Consider the following 14,865-nt stretch of genomic DNA (forward strand, 5'->3'; position numbering starts at 1 on the left):
GGCCGGCATGTTTTTTACCCATGTGCAATTGTAGGCATAGGACCGAGCATCCGTTTTCTTCCAAATGAGAATTCTCTTGAATTGACGTTGCGTGCATGAGCTTCTAATCCTTGGAAATGATAATGGCAGGAGGTGTAAACACACATGAATCACTTCACACAAAACCAACAATATCAGCAGTTTCCGTCCATCGGTGCCCCTGCCAGCGCCATGTTTCAACCTGGTTTTGCCGGGACCAACGTGCAGGAGGTGCGCCAACTGAACCAAGGCGGTTATTCCGCATCCCTGAGCGGCGGGTACGCGCAGCAAACTCAACCTCAGCAGCCGATCAGCCATTCGTTCGGCAGCGCTCAAGCCATTTTCCAACCCGGTTTCGCCGGGACTAACGCACAGGAAGTCCGCCAGCAAAACCAAGGCGGCTATTCCGCATTCCTGGGCGGCGGGTACGCGCAGCAAGCTCAGCCGCAGCAGTCGATCAGCCCGTCGTTTGGCGGCGGTGTGCAGGCCGTGTTTCAACCCGGCTTTGCCGGCACCAATGTACAGGAAGTGCGCCAACTGAACCAAGGCGGCTATTCCGCATCCCTGAGCAGCGGGTACGCGCAGCAGGCTCAGCCGCAGCAGTCGATCAGCCCGTCGTTTGGCGGCGCCCAAGCCATTTTCCAACCTGGCTTCGCCGGCACCAACGTGCAGGAAGTGCGCCAGCAAAACCAAGTTGGCTATTCCGCATCCCTGGGCGGCGGGTACATGCAGCAGGCTCAGCCGCAACAGTCGATCAGCCCGTCGTTTGGCGGCGCCCAAGCCATTTTCCAACCCGGCTTTGCCGGCACCAATGTGCAGGAAGTGCGCGCCCTCAATGCAGGCCAGCCCGCTCCGCAGCAAACTGGCTCCATCTTCCCGAGCAGTTTCTGATGTCGGCACAACCGGCTTACATGAAAAACGTGACCGTCCCAAAACGGGCGGTCACGTTTTTTCGTGTTGATTGCAAGCATGTCCTGCGCCGGGCAGATTGCCTCAGCCGGAGACGGTCGGCGCAGCGGAGGGTTGGGCTTCTCTTGCGGCCATGATCGCCGCATACAGGTCATGCAGGTCTTTCAGGCTCTGCTCGTCCACGGTAAACGTCACGTCTCCAAACGTGTATCCGTCCCTCTCGACGCACGCCAGACCAGGGCCGTCATGCTGCCACTGCGCCTGGACGCAGGCCTCTGTCTCATCCAGCAGCTCCCGCACCTTTACGTGCTTTTCCAACGTTTCGCGGAAGCGCTCCATTACCTCCGCCTGACGCTCGTCCTGCCGCGCCAGCCGATAGAGAGCCATCTCTATTTGCAGCCAGCAGGTGACGTAGAAGTGAAACTCCAGAAACAGCGTGGTCATCGCCTGCCGCAGTGCCGCGTCGCTGTCGCTCTCCCCTCTTTGCAGCCAGGCTGCCCTGACGTCCGCCTTTTTCTCCTGGATTAGATCGTAGTGGCTGACCGCTCCCCGGTAAAACTTGCGCACGATGTTGTACAGCATCTCCGGCGTGCGGGGCGGCAGTCCCCGGTAGCGATGTTTGACATCCCGCATCGTCACGTCGCCTCTTCCTGTGGTTTCTCGTGCTTTCATTGTACCGCAGAACCGGCGATCGTGCGCACCAAAAACCTCTGATTACAATTTACAATGTCTTCATGCCGGGCTTCCAGTTGGCCGGGCAGAGACCGCCCGCCTGCAGTGCCTGCAGCACGCGGAGCGTTTCGTCGACGCTGCGGCCGACATTCATGTCCGTCACGACCTGGTAGCGCAGCACACCTTCCGGGTCGATGATGAACAGACCGCGATGGGCCGCGCCGGTTTCTTCGTCAAGCACGCCGTAAGCCCGGGCCGTCTCCTTGGTAAAGTCGCTGGCCAGCGGGAACTTCACGGGCCCGATGCCGTTTTGGTCGCGCGGCGTTTGAATCCAGGCGCGGTGCGTATAGACGCTGTCCGTCGACACGCCCAACACTTCGCAATCCAGGTCGTGGAATTCGTCCAGGTGATCGCTGAACGCGGTCACTTCCGTCGGGCAGACAAAGGTAAAGTCAAACGGCCAGAAGAACAGGACGAGCCACTTTCCTTTGTAATCGGCCAGGGTGACGCGCTCTTCCAGCGTCTCCAGGTTTTTCGTCGTCAGCATGTTAAAATCGGGGGCCGGTTTGCCTACTTTCAGTTCCACTTGCGGTGCTGTCACGTTCGTTGTCATGATGATGTCTCTCCTCTCCGGGTATGGGTATTGGGTTACTGGGCCTGTTCTTCTAGGCTGGCCAGCGCTTTTTTGATGCGGTTGGGGTTAAATCCGAGAATCTGCTTGTCGCCGATCAGCGTCAGCGGCACGGACATCACGCCCAGACGTCCCAGCTCCTCGCGATATGCCTCGTTTTCGTCAATGTTGCGCTCTTCGTACGCGATGTTTTGCTCCTCCAGATAGGATTTCAACTGCTTGCAGAAGCCGCAGTTGGTGCTGGAATACACGATTGCTTGTGCCATGAAATGATCGCTCCTCTTCTCTTTGGAATGCTTATTTGTACTGTGGTACGATTTTGGACCGCTTGTTGATGTACTTGTCGGCAGCCATCGCCGCGATGGCGCCGTCAGCGGCTGCAACGACCGCCTGCTTGACCGGTGTTTTCCGCACTTCGCCGGCGCCAAACACACCCGGTACGGCAGACTGCATGTACTCGTCGAGAATCATGTACCCTTCTTCATCCAGCGGGACCTGATCCTCGAGAAAATCGGTGCCTGGTTTGCTGCCCGACAGGAAGATGAACACGCCGTCGACAGACAGCAGCTCCTCTGCGCCGTTCGGCCGCCGGATGCGGACGCCTTCCACCTTCTGTTCGCCGACGATCTCCAGCGGACGTGTGCGGAACATTACCTCCGTATTGGGCAGCTCCGGCATCTCGTCTACGCCCTGCAGGTCGCCGCGCGGGATGATGAAGGTGATCTTGCCGGCAAATTTGGTCAGCGCCATGGCTTCTTCCAGCGCCTCTTCCGTGTCGCCGATGACCGCGACGTGCTTCCCTTGGTAAAACGCGCCGTCGCAGGTGGCGCAGGTGCTGACACCTCTGCCCAACAGGCGTTCCTCGCCGGGCAGCATGCGGTTGCGTCCCTTGGAGCCGGTGGCGACAATCACCGCTTTGGCTTCAAACGTACCGTGCGCGGTGTAGATGCGTTTCACCTCGTCCTCCACATCCACGGCCGTAATCGTCGTCTGCAGGAACTCGGCGCCAAAGCTCTTGGCCTGCCGATTCATTTTGTCCAGCAGTTCTTTACCCGTCAGCTCACCTTCCACGCCAGGGTAGTTGGCGATCTTATGGGTCAGGGCAAGTGCGCCGGTGCCGGGCGCTTTGTCGATCACCAGTGTCTTCAGGTTGCCCCTCGCCGTATAGATGGCTGCGGATGTGCCTGCCGGACCTGCGCCGATCACAATCACATCGTACATTCCAGCTCCCCCCTCTTTCCCAAATCAAATTAAAATAATTATCAACTAGGAACAGTTATCATTATACTTGATACAAAATGAAAGTCAATATCTATTTATAATTATTTTAAATAAAAACACGTATGTAAAACATGTTTGATATTTTTCCATATGATTGGTACGCTGTATATGTAAAACATCTTTTACATTTCCCCAATGGAGAGACCGCCATGGAAAACAAGATCAAGCAGCTGCGCAAGCTGAATAACATCTCCCAGGAAGAACTGGCCAAGATGTGCGGCGTCTCCCGGCAGACCATCAACGCCATTGAAAACAACAAGTACGATCCCAGCCTCAAGTTGGCGTTTCAGCTTGCCCGCGCGCTTGGAGTGACCGTCGACGAATTGTTTCACGCGTAAGGAGGAGATGTAAGATGAAGATGACGGCACGGATATGGGGTGCCGCAATAATCGGAACGGCCACTGTCATCATTGCGGGGTTTACCGCATATAAGTTGCTGATGGGCCAGCCCGTCGGCTTCAATGAGTTGATGCCCACGGCTGTTCTGCTCGGTTCGTTTTTTACCGCAATCACCTGGGGATCGCCTGAAGAGGGCGACGGCCCAGCCCAGGATGAAGAACTGGGTCGGTATATCACGATGAAAAGCGCCAAAATTAGTTACTTTATCCTCATCGGCCTGCTGTTCGCTGCGCTCGCCGTGGAAAAATGGGCGTTCGACCGGGAAAACATGGCGCTGATCGTGGTCACCTGCTTCGCGATGATCGTTTTACCCTTTACGGAATGGATCGTGTCCAGGCAGTACCGCTGAAAGGAAATCTCCCCAACGCCCACAAGCCCGAGCTGTCCCGCCCGGGCTTGTGTTTTTTCTCTCCTATAAACCTATAACACGTTGGCTGTGCAGATGTGCCGGTAGCGATTGCAGCGGCCCATCCCCTCCGCGTCCGCTCTCTTTCGGCCGTCAAAGAACAGTCGCTCCGCTTCCAGTTCCTCGATGCGTTCGATCGTTCCCTGCAGATAGTCCGTGACGCGCCGGATCGCGGTGTCAATCCGCGCAAGCAGTCCGCCGTAGCGGATATCGAGCACCTCCCAGCCAAACGGCTTGTAGATGCGATGCCACTGATCGCGATGCACCCGCCGCAGTTCATCGACGCGCCGGTGCAGTTCGGGCAGATCGCGGGTGCACAGCCGCTCCAGCTGATCCCGCCTGTTTTCCTCGTACGAGCGCTTCAGCCTGATGCCGATCTCGCTTTTCACGCTCAAGACTTCACACAGCCTGACCGGCACCTCAAATACGTGCCGCCACGCCTCGTTTTGCCGCGCCGCCTCTGCCAGCGCACCGGCCAGCCAGCGATAATGGGAAGCGACGTCCCGCCCCTCCACGTGCCGGTCAAACAGACCAAGCAAGACGTCCTGCCAGAGCAGGTACCGGCCGGGATTGTCCGGCTCCAGCGGCTGCCGCCACTCGGCACCGGGGGGCGTGTCAATCGAGCCGAGCAGCCTGAACGCATCGGGATCGGCGCCCGTGCAAAAGCGAAATCGCCTGTTCAGCTTGCCCTCGTCCAACTGCCGGGCGTAGCCGTGTTCGGCAAACAGCTGCAGGCCGAGCAGGCTGGAAAACAGGTGATTCTCCCCTCCGTCGTCCATCCAGATCGTGGCAAACACATCCCTGATCCCCTCCCGCTTGCACGCCTCAAGCGCTGCGTTGGTGGCGAGGAACGTTTTCTCGTAATGGGTCCCGATCCCGGAAAACGTCCAGATTCCCCCGGCAAAGACGGGCGGGGAGCCGAACTGCTTGTGCAGGCGAATGTACTTCTCGTAAAAGGCCGGGTCGGTGTGGTAGTAGTCCCAGTAGACATACCTGACGTCCTGCGGCATGCCGGTGATCACGTCTTCAGGGATGACGGCGGCCTCATCGTAATAGTCACCTGTCTTTGACCCGATCCGGATGTACATGTCGCTCCAGATCATCGGCGTAAGGCCCAGTCTGCGCGTAATCGCCAGCACGCTGTTCAAGTGCTGCGTCATGATGTCAAACCGGGACCGGTACCCGTGCAGATCTAGATACCTCCCTCTCCCCAGCCCGTGCGCTTCGTCCATCCCGATGTGAATGTTCTTGCTGCGAAACGGCCTGGAGGCTGCCGTGATCATCTCTTCGACAAATTGATAGGTTCGCTCGTCCCCCGCCAACAGCACGTCCGACGTGTCCCGCAGTCCGTCAGCCGCCTTCCACTTTAAAAACGTCTCCAGGTGAGCCAGGGTCTGGATGCACGGGATGACCTCTATGCCAAACTGATGGGCGTAATCGTCGATCTCCCGTAGTTCCCAAGGCGAGTATCGGCCGCGCATGTAGCCGAAGTAGGGTTGGCTGTCGACAGTGTACGTGTCTTCCGTGTACAGCATCAGCACATTCAGGCCCATGACTGCCATGTGCCGCAGCAGCGTTTTCACGCTGTCCACGGTCGGCACGGCATTGCGCGACGCGTCCACCATCACGCCATTCATGGCAAACTGGGGTTCCTCCCGTATCCGGACCGGCCTGGTTGGCCCCTCCCGCAAAGCCTCTGCGAGCAGGCCAAGACCGCGGAAGAAGTGAATCGGCTGATCGTAGCGAATCTCGCCCCGTCCGTTTTCCCACGATACCGTCAAGTCACCCGGCGTGCGGATTGCGCGAACGGGTATGCCGTCCGGCGCGAGATACACGCCCAGCTGCCCGCCAAGCGCTTCCACACCCGCCGCCAACTCCGCCAGTTCTCCGTCCAGGCAAATGCCAAGCCGTGTGCTCATCCGTTTCTTTTCCTCCCCTTCGCATAAGCACTCACACCTTCACCACATACGCCTGCCCGCCCTGCCCCGCATCGCGGCGAATCAGTATTACCTCACCGCTCATGTGCGTTCCGGCGAATTGATAGCTGTCCGGTCCTTGATGAGAGAAGAGCGCCACCGCCGACCGCCCCTCCCGCCGGATCTCCAGCGCCGTTACCTGCTTTGCATCCAACAGGCGGTCCCGCGTATCCCTCACCTCCAGTTCCCGCACGAAAAGGCCGGCTTCCTCCCGCCCCAGATGGGTGGTCAGGACAGTTACAAAGGCGTGAAACCCGTGTGCCGCCTGCCGATAGACCAGCTTCTTCGCCGCCCGCTTCTGGTTGTAGTGGCGGGAAATCCAGCAGGGCTGCATCGTCCATTCGCCTTGGCCGAGCTGTATCAGGGTCAGATTGGCGCCCTCGGAAAAGGCGGTACGGGCCGTATTTGTCTCCCGATCGATCTGCAGCGGGACGTCCTCGGCAAAGTGAAAGTGCTGCGCGTATCCGTGAGCGCCTTCGGATCGGAAGGTATCCACCACGATCCAGCAGTCCGGCGGCACGTACAAAATCCGCCGCAACACCTGCACCGGCTGGCTGAGCGACAGGTACCCGTCGTGCCCCGCCTGCGCGTACGCATACGCCTCGTGAATGCGACAGTACCTGTCAACGGGCAGCGCCGTCCTGCCCCACAGCCACGAGTCGATGTAAGCGGACATCGGCAGGCCGTCCACGGTGACGACGTTGTGCTGAAACGTTTCCTTAAAATATTTGCGCTCGTCGTTTTCCATGTAGGTATAGCGGCCGGCATCGACGAGAAACTCGCGACCGTAGGCAGACAGCTCGATGTGCAGCAGATCGTCGTGACCGTGCGCTTTTCCCGTCAGGGCCATGTGTCCGGCGTCAAACAGCAGATAATGGGCGTCCGGCGACCACTCGCTGCGCATGGCGACATACCCCGCCTGTTCGAGATGAACCGAAACAAACGCAGGCGGTTCGGCCGGGAGCCGCTCGTACGCCTCCACCCCCTCGCGGCCAAAGTACCAGATGCCCTGATAGTCCAGCACGGGATAGGCCTGCGATTTCAAGTCTCCCCGGGAAAACAACACGGCGCCCTGGCAGAGGATGTCGCGAATGTCGGTATCGTCGCTGTCGCTGGCCATCGGCTGGTGACCGTTTGGTTTCATGAGCGCGAGCGAAGCAGTGTACATGTTATGGAGCGTCCGCTTCAGCTCGTCGGGATACGCCACTCCGTTTTTCTCCGCCAACCAGACGCATTCAAACAGACACTGCAGCACTTCGTGGTGATACATCGGAGACTGTTCGTTGTGCATGCCGTCTTCAAACACCTGCAGGCGGACCATCGCGGACAGTCGCTCGATGGCCGCGCGCAGCCACGTCTGCGCCTCAGCCAGGTCAGGAAACAACAACCCGATTTGAAACAATCCGTTTGTTTCCAAAAATCCCCAGTTGCTCTGCCGATCGTGCGGCACGTAGGCGATGTGCAGATACATGCCGTGCAGCCGCAGCGCCTCCCAAAACAGCCGCTCTTCGTCCCTTCCCCATGCGGGAGAGCTGCGGACACAGTGATAGCCCTTGATCCAGTTGACGATCCGGATGCCGCTGTCCAGTTTGCGCCACGTATCCTTTACGTTGTAATAACGTTCTCGGCTGGCGTGCACCTCTTCTTCCGTCAGCGGGTTTTGCTCCAACCAGTCCTTCATCAGCCGAACAAAGCCGGCCGCGTACTTTTCGTCGCCGGTCAGCCAGTACGCCTGCCCCAGTTCCGCCATGTACCGCGCCCGATTGAGCATGACTGTCCACTCAAAATCACCGTTGTGCCGGTACGTCCAATCGATGCGTCCGGGAAAGGTGACCGGCGTGTCGCAGCGCTCCATGTCCCAGCGGTGGGTAAAGATAAAGGTGTTTTCGCAGGCGAGGTCCGCCCGTTTCAACACCTCGTCCACCTCCTGCGGCCAATGGGATCGGCAGGCGGCAACCACATAGTCCCGGTCCTGCTCAGACCAAAAATACGCAGGCGTTGTCCTGTGTTCAGCCATGATTTCTCCTCCTCGCGAAGCGGGACGTCCTTTACGCGTGACTCGTCCCCGCTCCGTTCATTCTGTACGCGCGATCATCTTTACCTCGTCGAGCGATTGCCTGACGCACGACTCCGCCTGCTCGCCGAAGTATTCGAACGAGACAAAGCCCCGGTAGCCGCGCCTGACCAGCTCAGCCAACAGCTTCCGATTGTCCACGTCCCCCGTAAAGACGGAGACGGGAACGCTGTCGGCCCACCGCTGCGGCTGCCAGCGGTAGTTTTTGAGATGGACGTGATCGATCCAGCGGTACAGGCGATCCAGCGCGACCAACTGGTCCCGTCCGTCCACGTACAGGTTGAAGCCGTCAAAAATCAGGCGCAGGCGCGGATGATCGGCCGCAGCCAGCAGCGTTTCCACTCCCTCGATGCTGTCGGCGTAGGTGTTGTTGTGCAGCTCCACGGCCACGGTTACACCGTATTGCTCCCCTCGCTTCGCCGCCTGCTGCAGGGCGGCAATCATCCGCTCCCGCTCTTCTGCCGTCGACTGAGCAAACGGCTTCGTGCCGGCAAAGACGCGCACGGCCGGACAGCCCAGCGCGACCGCCTGCCGCATCGCTGCCTCCGTCTCCGCCAGACTCTCCGCTTCCCTGCCGGGAGAAAAATTGGCATACGTGCTGAGCATCGGCACGGCCATCCCCAAGCGGTGCAGCAGGTCGCGCACCTGCGTCAGCGTCCTGTTACGTCCTTTTTCTTCGGCCAGATGTCCCGTCCAGATTTCGAGCCCGTCCAATCCCAAGCGTCTGGCGACAGCGACTGCCTCTTCCAGCGAGTGTTCCTTCCATCCCGTCGTGCACATGCTCCATTTCACCGCGCTGACCTCCCCTGTGCGACTTCCACTTCCGCGCCGAGGTGATGCGAGCGATACATCGCCTCCACCACGCCGACGACACTTTTCCCATACGCCCCGGAGCACTCCGGTTCGGAGCCGGTGCGGATTGCCGCAAGCAGCGCCGCAAACTGCAGGGCGAACGGATCAGCTTCCTCTTCCACCTCGACGCGCCGGTACTCCCCGCCGTCGCTCATCCACAGCCCTTTGCCGCTGACCAGTTTCAGCATCCCGCCGGTAAAGATCAGCTCGGTTTCGTCTTTCGCCGCTCCCTTGTATCCGGACTGTGAAATCGTCGCCACCACGCCGCTGTCCGTCTCCAAATAGGCCAGGCCGCTCCCCTCGACGTCTCCCCTCGGGCCGAAGTGGCTGACAGATGCCTTCACCCGGACCACCCTGCTGTCCGTCAGCCACTGCAGCTTGTCGACGGAATGGACGCCCAGATTCATCAGTATGCCGCCGCCCGCCTTGGCCTTATCCAAAAACCAGGCAGGCCGCTCTTCACGGAAGTAGTGGAGGTGGCGCGTGTCGTTGACCATCACCAGCCGGCCCAGCGCCCCGGTTTTCATCAGCGCTTTGGCTTTGCGGTTCTCCGGCTTGAAGTGCTGGGTATGCCCCACCATCAGCGTCACGCGGTGCTGCTGCGCCGCCCGGATGATCGCATCGCACTCCGCTTCGTTCCTCGCCATGGGCTTTTCCAACAAGATGTGGCAGCCGTGCTCCGCAGCGAGGACGGCGGCCTCCCGGTGCAGGTGGTGCGGCAGGGCCACAACCGCGATATCAGGCTGTTCCCGTTCCACCATCTCCCTGTAGGACGTGTAGGGAGTGACGCCGAAGCGTCTGCCAACCGCCTGTGCCCGCCCGGCGTCGATGTCGGCGACCGCGACCGCCTTTAGCTCGCTGCTCGTTTTGATCGCCTCCAAATGGCTGTTGGCGATTTCGCCCGCCCCGATGACGACGACCCGGTACATGTCCATCACCCTTTCCGCTTGCCGCAGGGAGCTGTCCCGCGGCCGTTTACTTCAAACCGGAACTGCCTGCTCCGTGGACAAAGTACTTTTCTCCGATGAGAAAGACGATGAGAATGGGCAGGAGACTCAACAGCGCGGCCGCCACCAGGTACTGTTCGTTTCCGAACCACTGCCCCTGCAGCGCCAGGATGCCGATCGGCAGCGTGTACTTTTCTTTGGACGTCAGGTACAGCACCGGCATCAGAATTTCGTTCCACTTGGTCATGAAGGTAAAGATGGCCAGCGTGGCGAGAGCCGGCTTGCACATGGGCAAAAATATCCGCCAGTAGATTTGGAACGGATTGCAGCCGTCCAGCTTGGCCGCGTCTTCATATGCCGTCGGGACGCTTAAAAACGCCTGCCGCATCAGGAAGATCCCGAACGGCTGCCCGAGCCACTCGATAATCCACAGCGGCATCAGGGTATCCAGCATCTTTAGCTCCTTGAAGATGATAAACTGCGGAATCATCGTCACAACAGCGGGAATCATCATCGTTCCCAGCACGATCAGAAACAGCGTGTTTTTGAAGGGAAAATCCAGTCGGGCAAACGCGTAGGCGATCATGGAGTTGGACAGAATGGCCCCGATGACAGACAGGATCGCGACGATCAGGCTGTTCAGCGTGTAGGTGCCAAAATCAGCCATGTTCCAGACTTCGGCGTAGTTGCTCCACTGCACGGGATCGGGCAGCCACGTGGACGGTACGGCCGTGTACTGCTGATACGTCTTCAGCGAGTTGAATACGGCGGTGACAAAGGGCACAAGCATCACGAGCGAACTGAACAGAATCACAGCGTAGCCGGCTGCTTTTTTCAATCGGAAGTAGTTCATGGAACGCCTCCTTTCACTCCGGGACCCATCCTTATTTCTCGTAATACACCCAGCGCTTTTGCAGTTTGACCTGGATCAGCGTAAGCACGAACAAAATGATGAACAGCACCCAGGCGATTGCCGAGGCATAGCCCATATGGAGGAAGGAAAAGCCTTCGCGATACAGGTACACCATCAGCAGCAGGCTGGCGTTGTTGGGGCCGCCGGCCGCCGTGGCGTCCACCGATCCGCCGGTCATCACGTAGATTTGCTCAAACGCCTGAAACGTGGAGATGGTGCTGAGGATGAGGACCAAAAAGGTCGTCCCGGAGATCATCGGCATGGTGATCTTGAAAAACTTTTTGACTGTTCCCGCTCCGTCGATGTCGGCCGCCTCGTACATCTCCTGCGGAACGTTTTGCAGACCCGCCAGAAAGATCACCATGATGTAGCCGACCCCCTTCCAGACAGCCACCAGCACAAGGATGGGGATGACCAGCAACTCGTCCTGCAGCCATTTCTGCGGCTCCAGCCCCAGCCGCATGAGCAGGGAGTTGGCCATGCCGAAACGCGGGTTGAAGATCGCGTCGGCCACGTAGTAGATCACCGTCCAGGAGGAGATGACCGGCAGAAAATGGGCCAGCCGGATCAGCTTCAACCCCCTCAGCTTCTGGTTCAGCGCGACCGCCAGCACCAGTGCCAGAAAGGTCTGGGCCGGCACGAACAAGACGGCGAAATAAACGGTGTTCCACAGCGCTTTCCAAAACACCGGGTCCTGCACCAGCTTCTCGTAATTGGCCAGACCCACCCACTTTGGCGGATTCAGGATGTCATAGTCCGAAAAACTGAAATAGAGCGAGGCGAGAAACGTCACCGCCACAAACACGACGAAGTGGACGATGTAAGGGGAGACCATTAAAAGTCCCCATCTCCCCTCGCTCTTCTTTAGGGCATTTTTCTTCACCGTTTCCATCTCGACGCGCCCTCACTTTTTGTAAAATGCGTCCAGCACCTGCTGCACTTCTTGATCCGCCTTGGCCATCGCTTCCTCTACCGACATCTCGCCCAAGAAGGCACGGTTCATGTTGTCGTTAAACTTGCTCAGCCACTCTTCCCACACCGCGTTGTCGTCCAGCCGGCCGGCGAAGGCGAAGCTGTCCAAAAACGCCTGCTTGTTTTGCGGCGGAGTGCCGGTATCGAGGAACAGCGGGGAGTTCGCCACCGATTTTTTCACCGGCACCGCTTCGCCCAGACGGGCCCATTCCTGCTGCACCTCGTCGTCCGTCACCCAGTACTTGATCCACTCCCAGGCAGCCTGTGCCTTCGCGTCGCTCGTCTTGCTGTTGATCACCCAGGAATTGGCGATGATCGGGGCAAACCGCTTGCCGTCCGGCCCTTTGGGCAGCAGGGTAACGTCGTAGTTCAGGCCCGCTTCGTTGGCCGCCAGCACCCTGGCGTAAATGCCGATCCGCATCGCTGCCTGCCTGCTGGGGAACGGGGCGACCGGGCTTTTAAAGCTTTTCAGATCGCTCGGATCGGTAAACAAGTTGCGCTTCATCCCGTCCACGATCCACTCCAGCGCCTGCTTGTTTTCCGGCGATTGGATGATCGATTTTTGCATCGTCTCGTCCAATACGCCACCGCCGTAGGACTTGAGCACGCTCATCCAGCCCTCGGTGATGCTGAAAAAGGCCAGGCCGAATTGATTGACAGCCTTTCCGTCAAAGGCCGGGTCGCGGGCATTGCGTCCGCTGCTGTCAAGCGTAAGCACTTCAGCCGCTTGTTTCAGATCGTCCCAGGTCCAGTTTTCGTTCGGGTACGGCACTCCCGCTTTGTCAAACATCTCCTTGTTGTAAAACAGCACCGCGATCTGCAGCCCCTGCGGCACTCCCCAGTAGCGTCCGTCGGCGTCCTTGTTGAACTCCAGGCCGTAGTAGTCGTCCGTGTTCAAGTCCCTCATGACCCAGTCGGTCAGATCCCTGGCAGCCCCCCGCTCGGCAAACTTGGCCACGTAGACACCGTCGGAGAGCCAGACGTCAGGCGCGCTGCCGGCGGCAATCTGGGTGTCCAGCTTTTGAAAGAACTTGCCGTATGGCGCCGATTCTGTCGTCACTTCGATGTTGCGGTGCTTTTCCATGAATCGCTTCACCAGCTCCTGCATTTTTGCATCCGAGGAGCCGGACGAGTAGTAGCCGAGTTTTATGGACACCTTTTCGCCGGTCTCTCCAGCGGCGTCCTGGCTGCCCGAGCAGCCGCTGATGAGCAGCGTTCCGCTAAGGCCAACGGCTGCCAGCCATTTGATGATGCGGTGTTTACGCATGCGAATCCCCCGTTTTTTTCCGTTACCAATCGGATGAGCCGGGTCTGCCGTCAGGACGGTGGACCGCTCATCCAGGTCCAAGCCCCATTCGGCAATAATATTGAAAACATTCAGATAAATGCTGCTGTACTTCAACTGTACGCAATCCCCAGATAATGGGTCAATGTCGAAAACCCGTCTGAAATTCCTTCCCGCTCACTCGGCCGAGGCCCGCTCATGCTCGCTGTGGTTGATCGGAGAGGCGGCAAAAGAGAGGCGGTACACCTGCCGCGGCCTGCCCCGCGACGTGATTTTTTCCACCCCGACGATCTCCACCAGCCCGGCGTCGAGCCACTGCAGCAAGATGCGGTGGGCGCTGCGGACGGTCACCCCGAGAATCGAGGCCAGCTCTTGCGCGGTGTACTCCGTTTTCCCCAGACGCGTCACCTGTGCCATCAGTTTGCTCATGTAGGCAGCGGTCATGCCCGCCTTTTCCGCCTTTTGCAGCAGGTCCTTGTCGGTGATGGACAGCCCGTACACCATCGGATGCGCCATTTCGACCGGTCCGATGACGCTCCTGTCTTCCAGCACGATGAAGCAGATGTCCCCTCCGAACTCTTTGGACTGGCGGAGCGCCAGCCGGGCGTGGGTTCCCGCTTCGTTGGCCGACTTGCCAAAGCCGACGCCAATACTGAGCGAAACGCCCAGGGCGGATTTCGCGTCCGTCAAGAGCGGAATGAATTTGTACCCTCTCGTCTCCCGTTCGAAAATTCCCCGGGTGGTGACAAACTGGTACTCTCCCCCGCCCAGGCTGGTCAAATAGCCGTCCAGGCAGCCCACGTAATCGAGAAACATCCGGTGAATCTCCAGTTTTCGCTTCTGCACGTCGTACTCGGACGAGCTCCGCTCTACCCACTGCGTGTAGCCGTCGATCTGAATCAGTCCAAAGACAATTTGCGACTCCTTGTTGCGCCGCTTCTCCGTGGACAGCAGCGCCCGCTCCAGGGATACGGTGATGTCCTGGATGGTGGGCGTCACCCACTCGTTGGGAATGCCAAGACTGGTCAGCGCGTCGGACACGGCCTTCACGCCGGTCAGCGCCCCGTCGCTTATCCCCTGCTCAAACGCTTCCCGGTGAAAGCGGATCATCTCCTCCACCTGATAGGAGCCCCCGCTGTAGTAGTGCATCTCGGCAAACGGCTCTCCCAGTTCGTTCAGCACTTTTTCCACCGCCTGCGGGGCAATCGTGTCAATGGAGAAGCAGCCCCTCTTCCTGTACGGATACAGGCGAAACAGCGCGCGGTACAGTCCCGTTCCCGTTAGCGGCACGTAGTGGACCGGGACGGTAAAGGACACGGATTCCTTGGCGATTTTGTACGGATAGTAGCCGGAAAACAGCAGCACCTCCACTTCGTCCATCAACTCTCGGGCAAAGACGGGCGCGTCCGTAATCTGATCGGAAGCGCGAAATACGGGGATGAAATTGGGAAACGATTTGATCGCCTCCCGGATGTTTTCCACAATCGCGACTGGTCCGATAACCCCGATCTTGATTTTGATCTGCATCGC

Annotated in this window: 15 protein-coding genes; 3 read left to right on the forward strand and 12 right to left on the reverse strand. The window is 59.0% G+C overall.

Annotation, left to right across the window (positions count from 1 at the left end; translation table 11 throughout):
- The first annotated feature begins 144 nt into the window (after positions 1 to 144).
- A complete protein-coding gene (locus Q7F15_RS15145; protein ID WP_304414557.1) occupies positions 145 to 909 on the forward strand; it encodes a hypothetical protein in 765 nt (254 codons plus the stop codon).
- A 102-nt stretch (positions 910 to 1,011) separates the two neighbouring features.
- Here Q7F15_RS15145 and Q7F15_RS15150 read toward each other — a convergent pair whose 3' ends face one another.
- From Q7F15_RS15150 to Q7F15_RS15165, 4 genes are all read right to left on the reverse strand, one after another.
- Positions 1,012 to 1,560 (reverse strand): hypothetical protein, encoded by a 549-nt coding sequence (locus Q7F15_RS15150; protein WP_304415541.1) that lies wholly within the window; start codon positions 1,558 to 1,560, stop codon positions 1,012 to 1,014.
- 88 nt (positions 1,561 to 1,648) lie between these two features.
- Positions 1,649 to 2,212, reverse strand: coding sequence for a peroxiredoxin (locus Q7F15_RS15155; protein ID WP_171565756.1), 564 nt, complete (start codon positions 2,210 to 2,212; stop codon positions 1,649 to 1,651).
- Positions 2,213 to 2,247: 35 nt separating this feature from the next.
- A complete protein-coding gene (locus Q7F15_RS15160) occupies positions 2,248 to 2,496 on the reverse strand; it encodes a glutaredoxin family protein (protein ID WP_171565757.1) in 249 nt (82 codons plus the stop codon).
- Positions 2,497 to 2,527: 31 nt separating this feature from the next.
- A complete protein-coding gene (locus Q7F15_RS15165) occupies positions 2,528 to 3,451 on the reverse strand; it encodes an NAD(P)/FAD-dependent oxidoreductase (RefSeq protein ID WP_304414558.1) in 924 nt (307 codons plus the stop codon).
- Positions 3,452 to 3,660: 209 nt separating this feature from the next.
- Here Q7F15_RS15165 and Q7F15_RS15170 point away from each other — a divergent pair, with 209 nt between their 5' ends.
- Both Q7F15_RS15170 and Q7F15_RS15175 read left to right on the forward strand, forming a co-directional pair.
- Positions 3,661 to 3,849: a helix-turn-helix transcriptional regulator gene (locus tag Q7F15_RS15170; RefSeq protein WP_171565759.1), complete on the forward strand. Its 189-nt coding sequence runs from the start codon at positions 3,661 to 3,663 to the stop codon at positions 3,847 to 3,849.
- Between the two features lie 14 nt (positions 3,850 to 3,863).
- Complete coding sequence (locus Q7F15_RS15175) at positions 3,864 to 4,259, forward strand: hypothetical protein (RefSeq protein WP_304414559.1); 396 nt, start codon at positions 3,864 to 3,866, stop codon at positions 4,257 to 4,259.
- A 71-nt stretch (positions 4,260 to 4,330) separates the two neighbouring features.
- Here Q7F15_RS15175 and Q7F15_RS15180 read toward each other — a convergent pair whose 3' ends face one another.
- The 8 genes from Q7F15_RS15180 to Q7F15_RS15215 all read right to left on the reverse strand — a co-directional run bounded on the left by Q7F15_RS15180 (position 4,331) and on the right by Q7F15_RS15215 (position 14,862).
- Positions 4,331 to 6,235, reverse strand: coding sequence for a beta-N-acetylhexosaminidase (locus Q7F15_RS15180; protein WP_171565761.1), 1,905 nt, complete (start codon positions 6,233 to 6,235; stop codon positions 4,331 to 4,333).
- A gap of 31 nt (positions 6,236 to 6,266) precedes the next feature.
- The gene (locus Q7F15_RS15185; RefSeq protein WP_171565762.1) at positions 6,267 to 8,309 is read right to left on the reverse strand and encodes an alginate lyase family protein; all 2,043 of its coding nucleotides are present in this window, start codon (positions 8,307 to 8,309) and stop codon (positions 6,267 to 6,269) included.
- A 57-nt stretch (positions 8,310 to 8,366) separates the two neighbouring features.
- Positions 8,367 to 9,158, reverse strand: a complete 792-nt coding sequence (locus tag Q7F15_RS15190) for a sugar phosphate isomerase/epimerase family protein (protein ID WP_171565763.1) — start codon at positions 9,156 to 9,158, stop codon at positions 8,367 to 8,369.
- The gene (locus tag Q7F15_RS15195; RefSeq protein ID WP_171565764.1) at positions 9,155 to 10,153 is read right to left on the reverse strand and encodes a Gfo/Idh/MocA family protein; all 999 of its coding nucleotides are present in this window, start codon (positions 10,151 to 10,153) and stop codon (positions 9,155 to 9,157) included. The genes Q7F15_RS15190 and Q7F15_RS15195 overlap by 4 nt, the downstream gene beginning before the upstream one ends.
- A gap of 40 nt (positions 10,154 to 10,193) precedes the next feature.
- Positions 10,194 to 11,018 (reverse strand): carbohydrate ABC transporter permease, encoded by an 825-nt coding sequence (locus Q7F15_RS15200; RefSeq protein ID WP_171565765.1) that lies wholly within the window; start codon positions 11,016 to 11,018, stop codon positions 10,194 to 10,196.
- A 31-nt stretch (positions 11,019 to 11,049) separates the two neighbouring features.
- Positions 11,050 to 11,970 (reverse strand): carbohydrate ABC transporter permease, encoded by a 921-nt coding sequence (locus Q7F15_RS15205; protein WP_171565766.1) that lies wholly within the window; start codon positions 11,968 to 11,970, stop codon positions 11,050 to 11,052.
- 12 nt (positions 11,971 to 11,982) lie between these two features.
- Entirely contained in the window at positions 11,983 to 13,317 is a 1,335-nt protein-coding gene (locus tag Q7F15_RS15210; protein WP_171565767.1) for an ABC transporter substrate-binding protein, read from the reverse strand.
- A gap of 195 nt (positions 13,318 to 13,512) precedes the next feature.
- Positions 13,513 to 14,862 carry a helix-turn-helix domain-containing protein gene (locus Q7F15_RS15215; protein WP_171565768.1) on the reverse strand — a complete coding sequence of 450 codons (1,350 nt, stop codon included), beginning with the start codon at positions 14,860 to 14,862 and terminating at the stop codon, positions 13,513 to 13,515.
- Positions 14,863 to 14,865: the final 3 nt, after the last annotated feature.

It is taken from the genome of Brevibacillus aydinogluensis, from assembly GCF_961514395.1.
Classification (GTDB): Bacteria; Bacillota; Bacilli; order Brevibacillales; family Brevibacillaceae; genus Brevibacillus; species Brevibacillus aydinogluensis.

What these genes read in the sequence shown, in the direction of transcription:
- Q7F15_RS15185 (WP_171565762.1), bottom strand. Translation starts at nt 8,309, where the DNA reads ATGGCTGAACACAGGACAACGCCTGCGTATTTTTGGTCTGAGCAGGAC.
- Q7F15_RS15170 (WP_171565759.1), top strand. Translation starts at nt 3,661, where the DNA reads ATGGAAAACAAGATCAAGCAGCTGCGCAAGCTGAATAACATCTCCCAG.
- Q7F15_RS15175 (WP_304414559.1), top strand. Translation starts at nt 3,864, where the DNA reads ATGAAGATGACGGCACGGATATGGGGTGCCGCAATAATCGGAACGGCC.
- Q7F15_RS15145 (WP_304414557.1), top strand. Translation starts at nt 145, where the DNA reads ATGAATCACTTCACACAAAACCAACAATATCAGCAGTTTCCGTCCATC.
- Q7F15_RS15205 (WP_171565766.1), bottom strand. Translation starts at nt 11,970, where the DNA reads ATGGAAACGGTGAAGAAAAATGCCCTAAAGAAGAGCGAGGGGAGATGG.
- Q7F15_RS15200 (WP_171565765.1), bottom strand. Translation starts at nt 11,018, where the DNA reads ATGAACTACTTCCGATTGAAAAAAGCAGCCGGCTACGCTGTGATTCTG.
- Q7F15_RS15160 (WP_171565757.1), bottom strand. Translation starts at nt 2,496, where the DNA reads ATGGCACAAGCAATCGTGTATTCCAGCACCAACTGCGGCTTCTGCAAG.
- Q7F15_RS15165 (WP_304414558.1), bottom strand. Translation starts at nt 3,451, where the DNA reads ATGTACGATGTGATTGTGATCGGCGCAGGTCCGGCAGGCACATCCGCA.
- Q7F15_RS15150 (WP_304415541.1), bottom strand. Translation starts at nt 1,560, where the DNA reads ATGCGGGATGTCAAACATCGCTACCGGGGACTGCCGCCCCGCACGCCG.
- Q7F15_RS15155 (WP_171565756.1), bottom strand. Translation starts at nt 2,212, where the DNA reads ATGACAACGAACGTGACAGCACCGCAAGTGGAACTGAAAGTAGGCAAA.
- Q7F15_RS15210 (WP_171565767.1), bottom strand. Translation starts at nt 13,317, where the DNA reads ATGCGTAAACACCGCATCATCAAATGGCTGGCAGCCGTTGGCCTTAGC.
- Q7F15_RS15215 (WP_171565768.1), bottom strand. Translation starts at nt 14,862, where the DNA reads ATGCAGATCAAAATCAAGATCGGGGTTATCGGACCAGTCGCGATTGTG.
- Q7F15_RS15195 (WP_171565764.1), bottom strand. Translation starts at nt 10,153, where the DNA reads ATGGACATGTACCGGGTCGTCGTCATCGGGGCGGGCGAAATCGCCAAC.
- Q7F15_RS15180 (WP_171565761.1), bottom strand. Translation starts at nt 6,235, where the DNA reads ATGAGCACACGGCTTGGCATTTGCCTGGACGGAGAACTGGCGGAGTTG.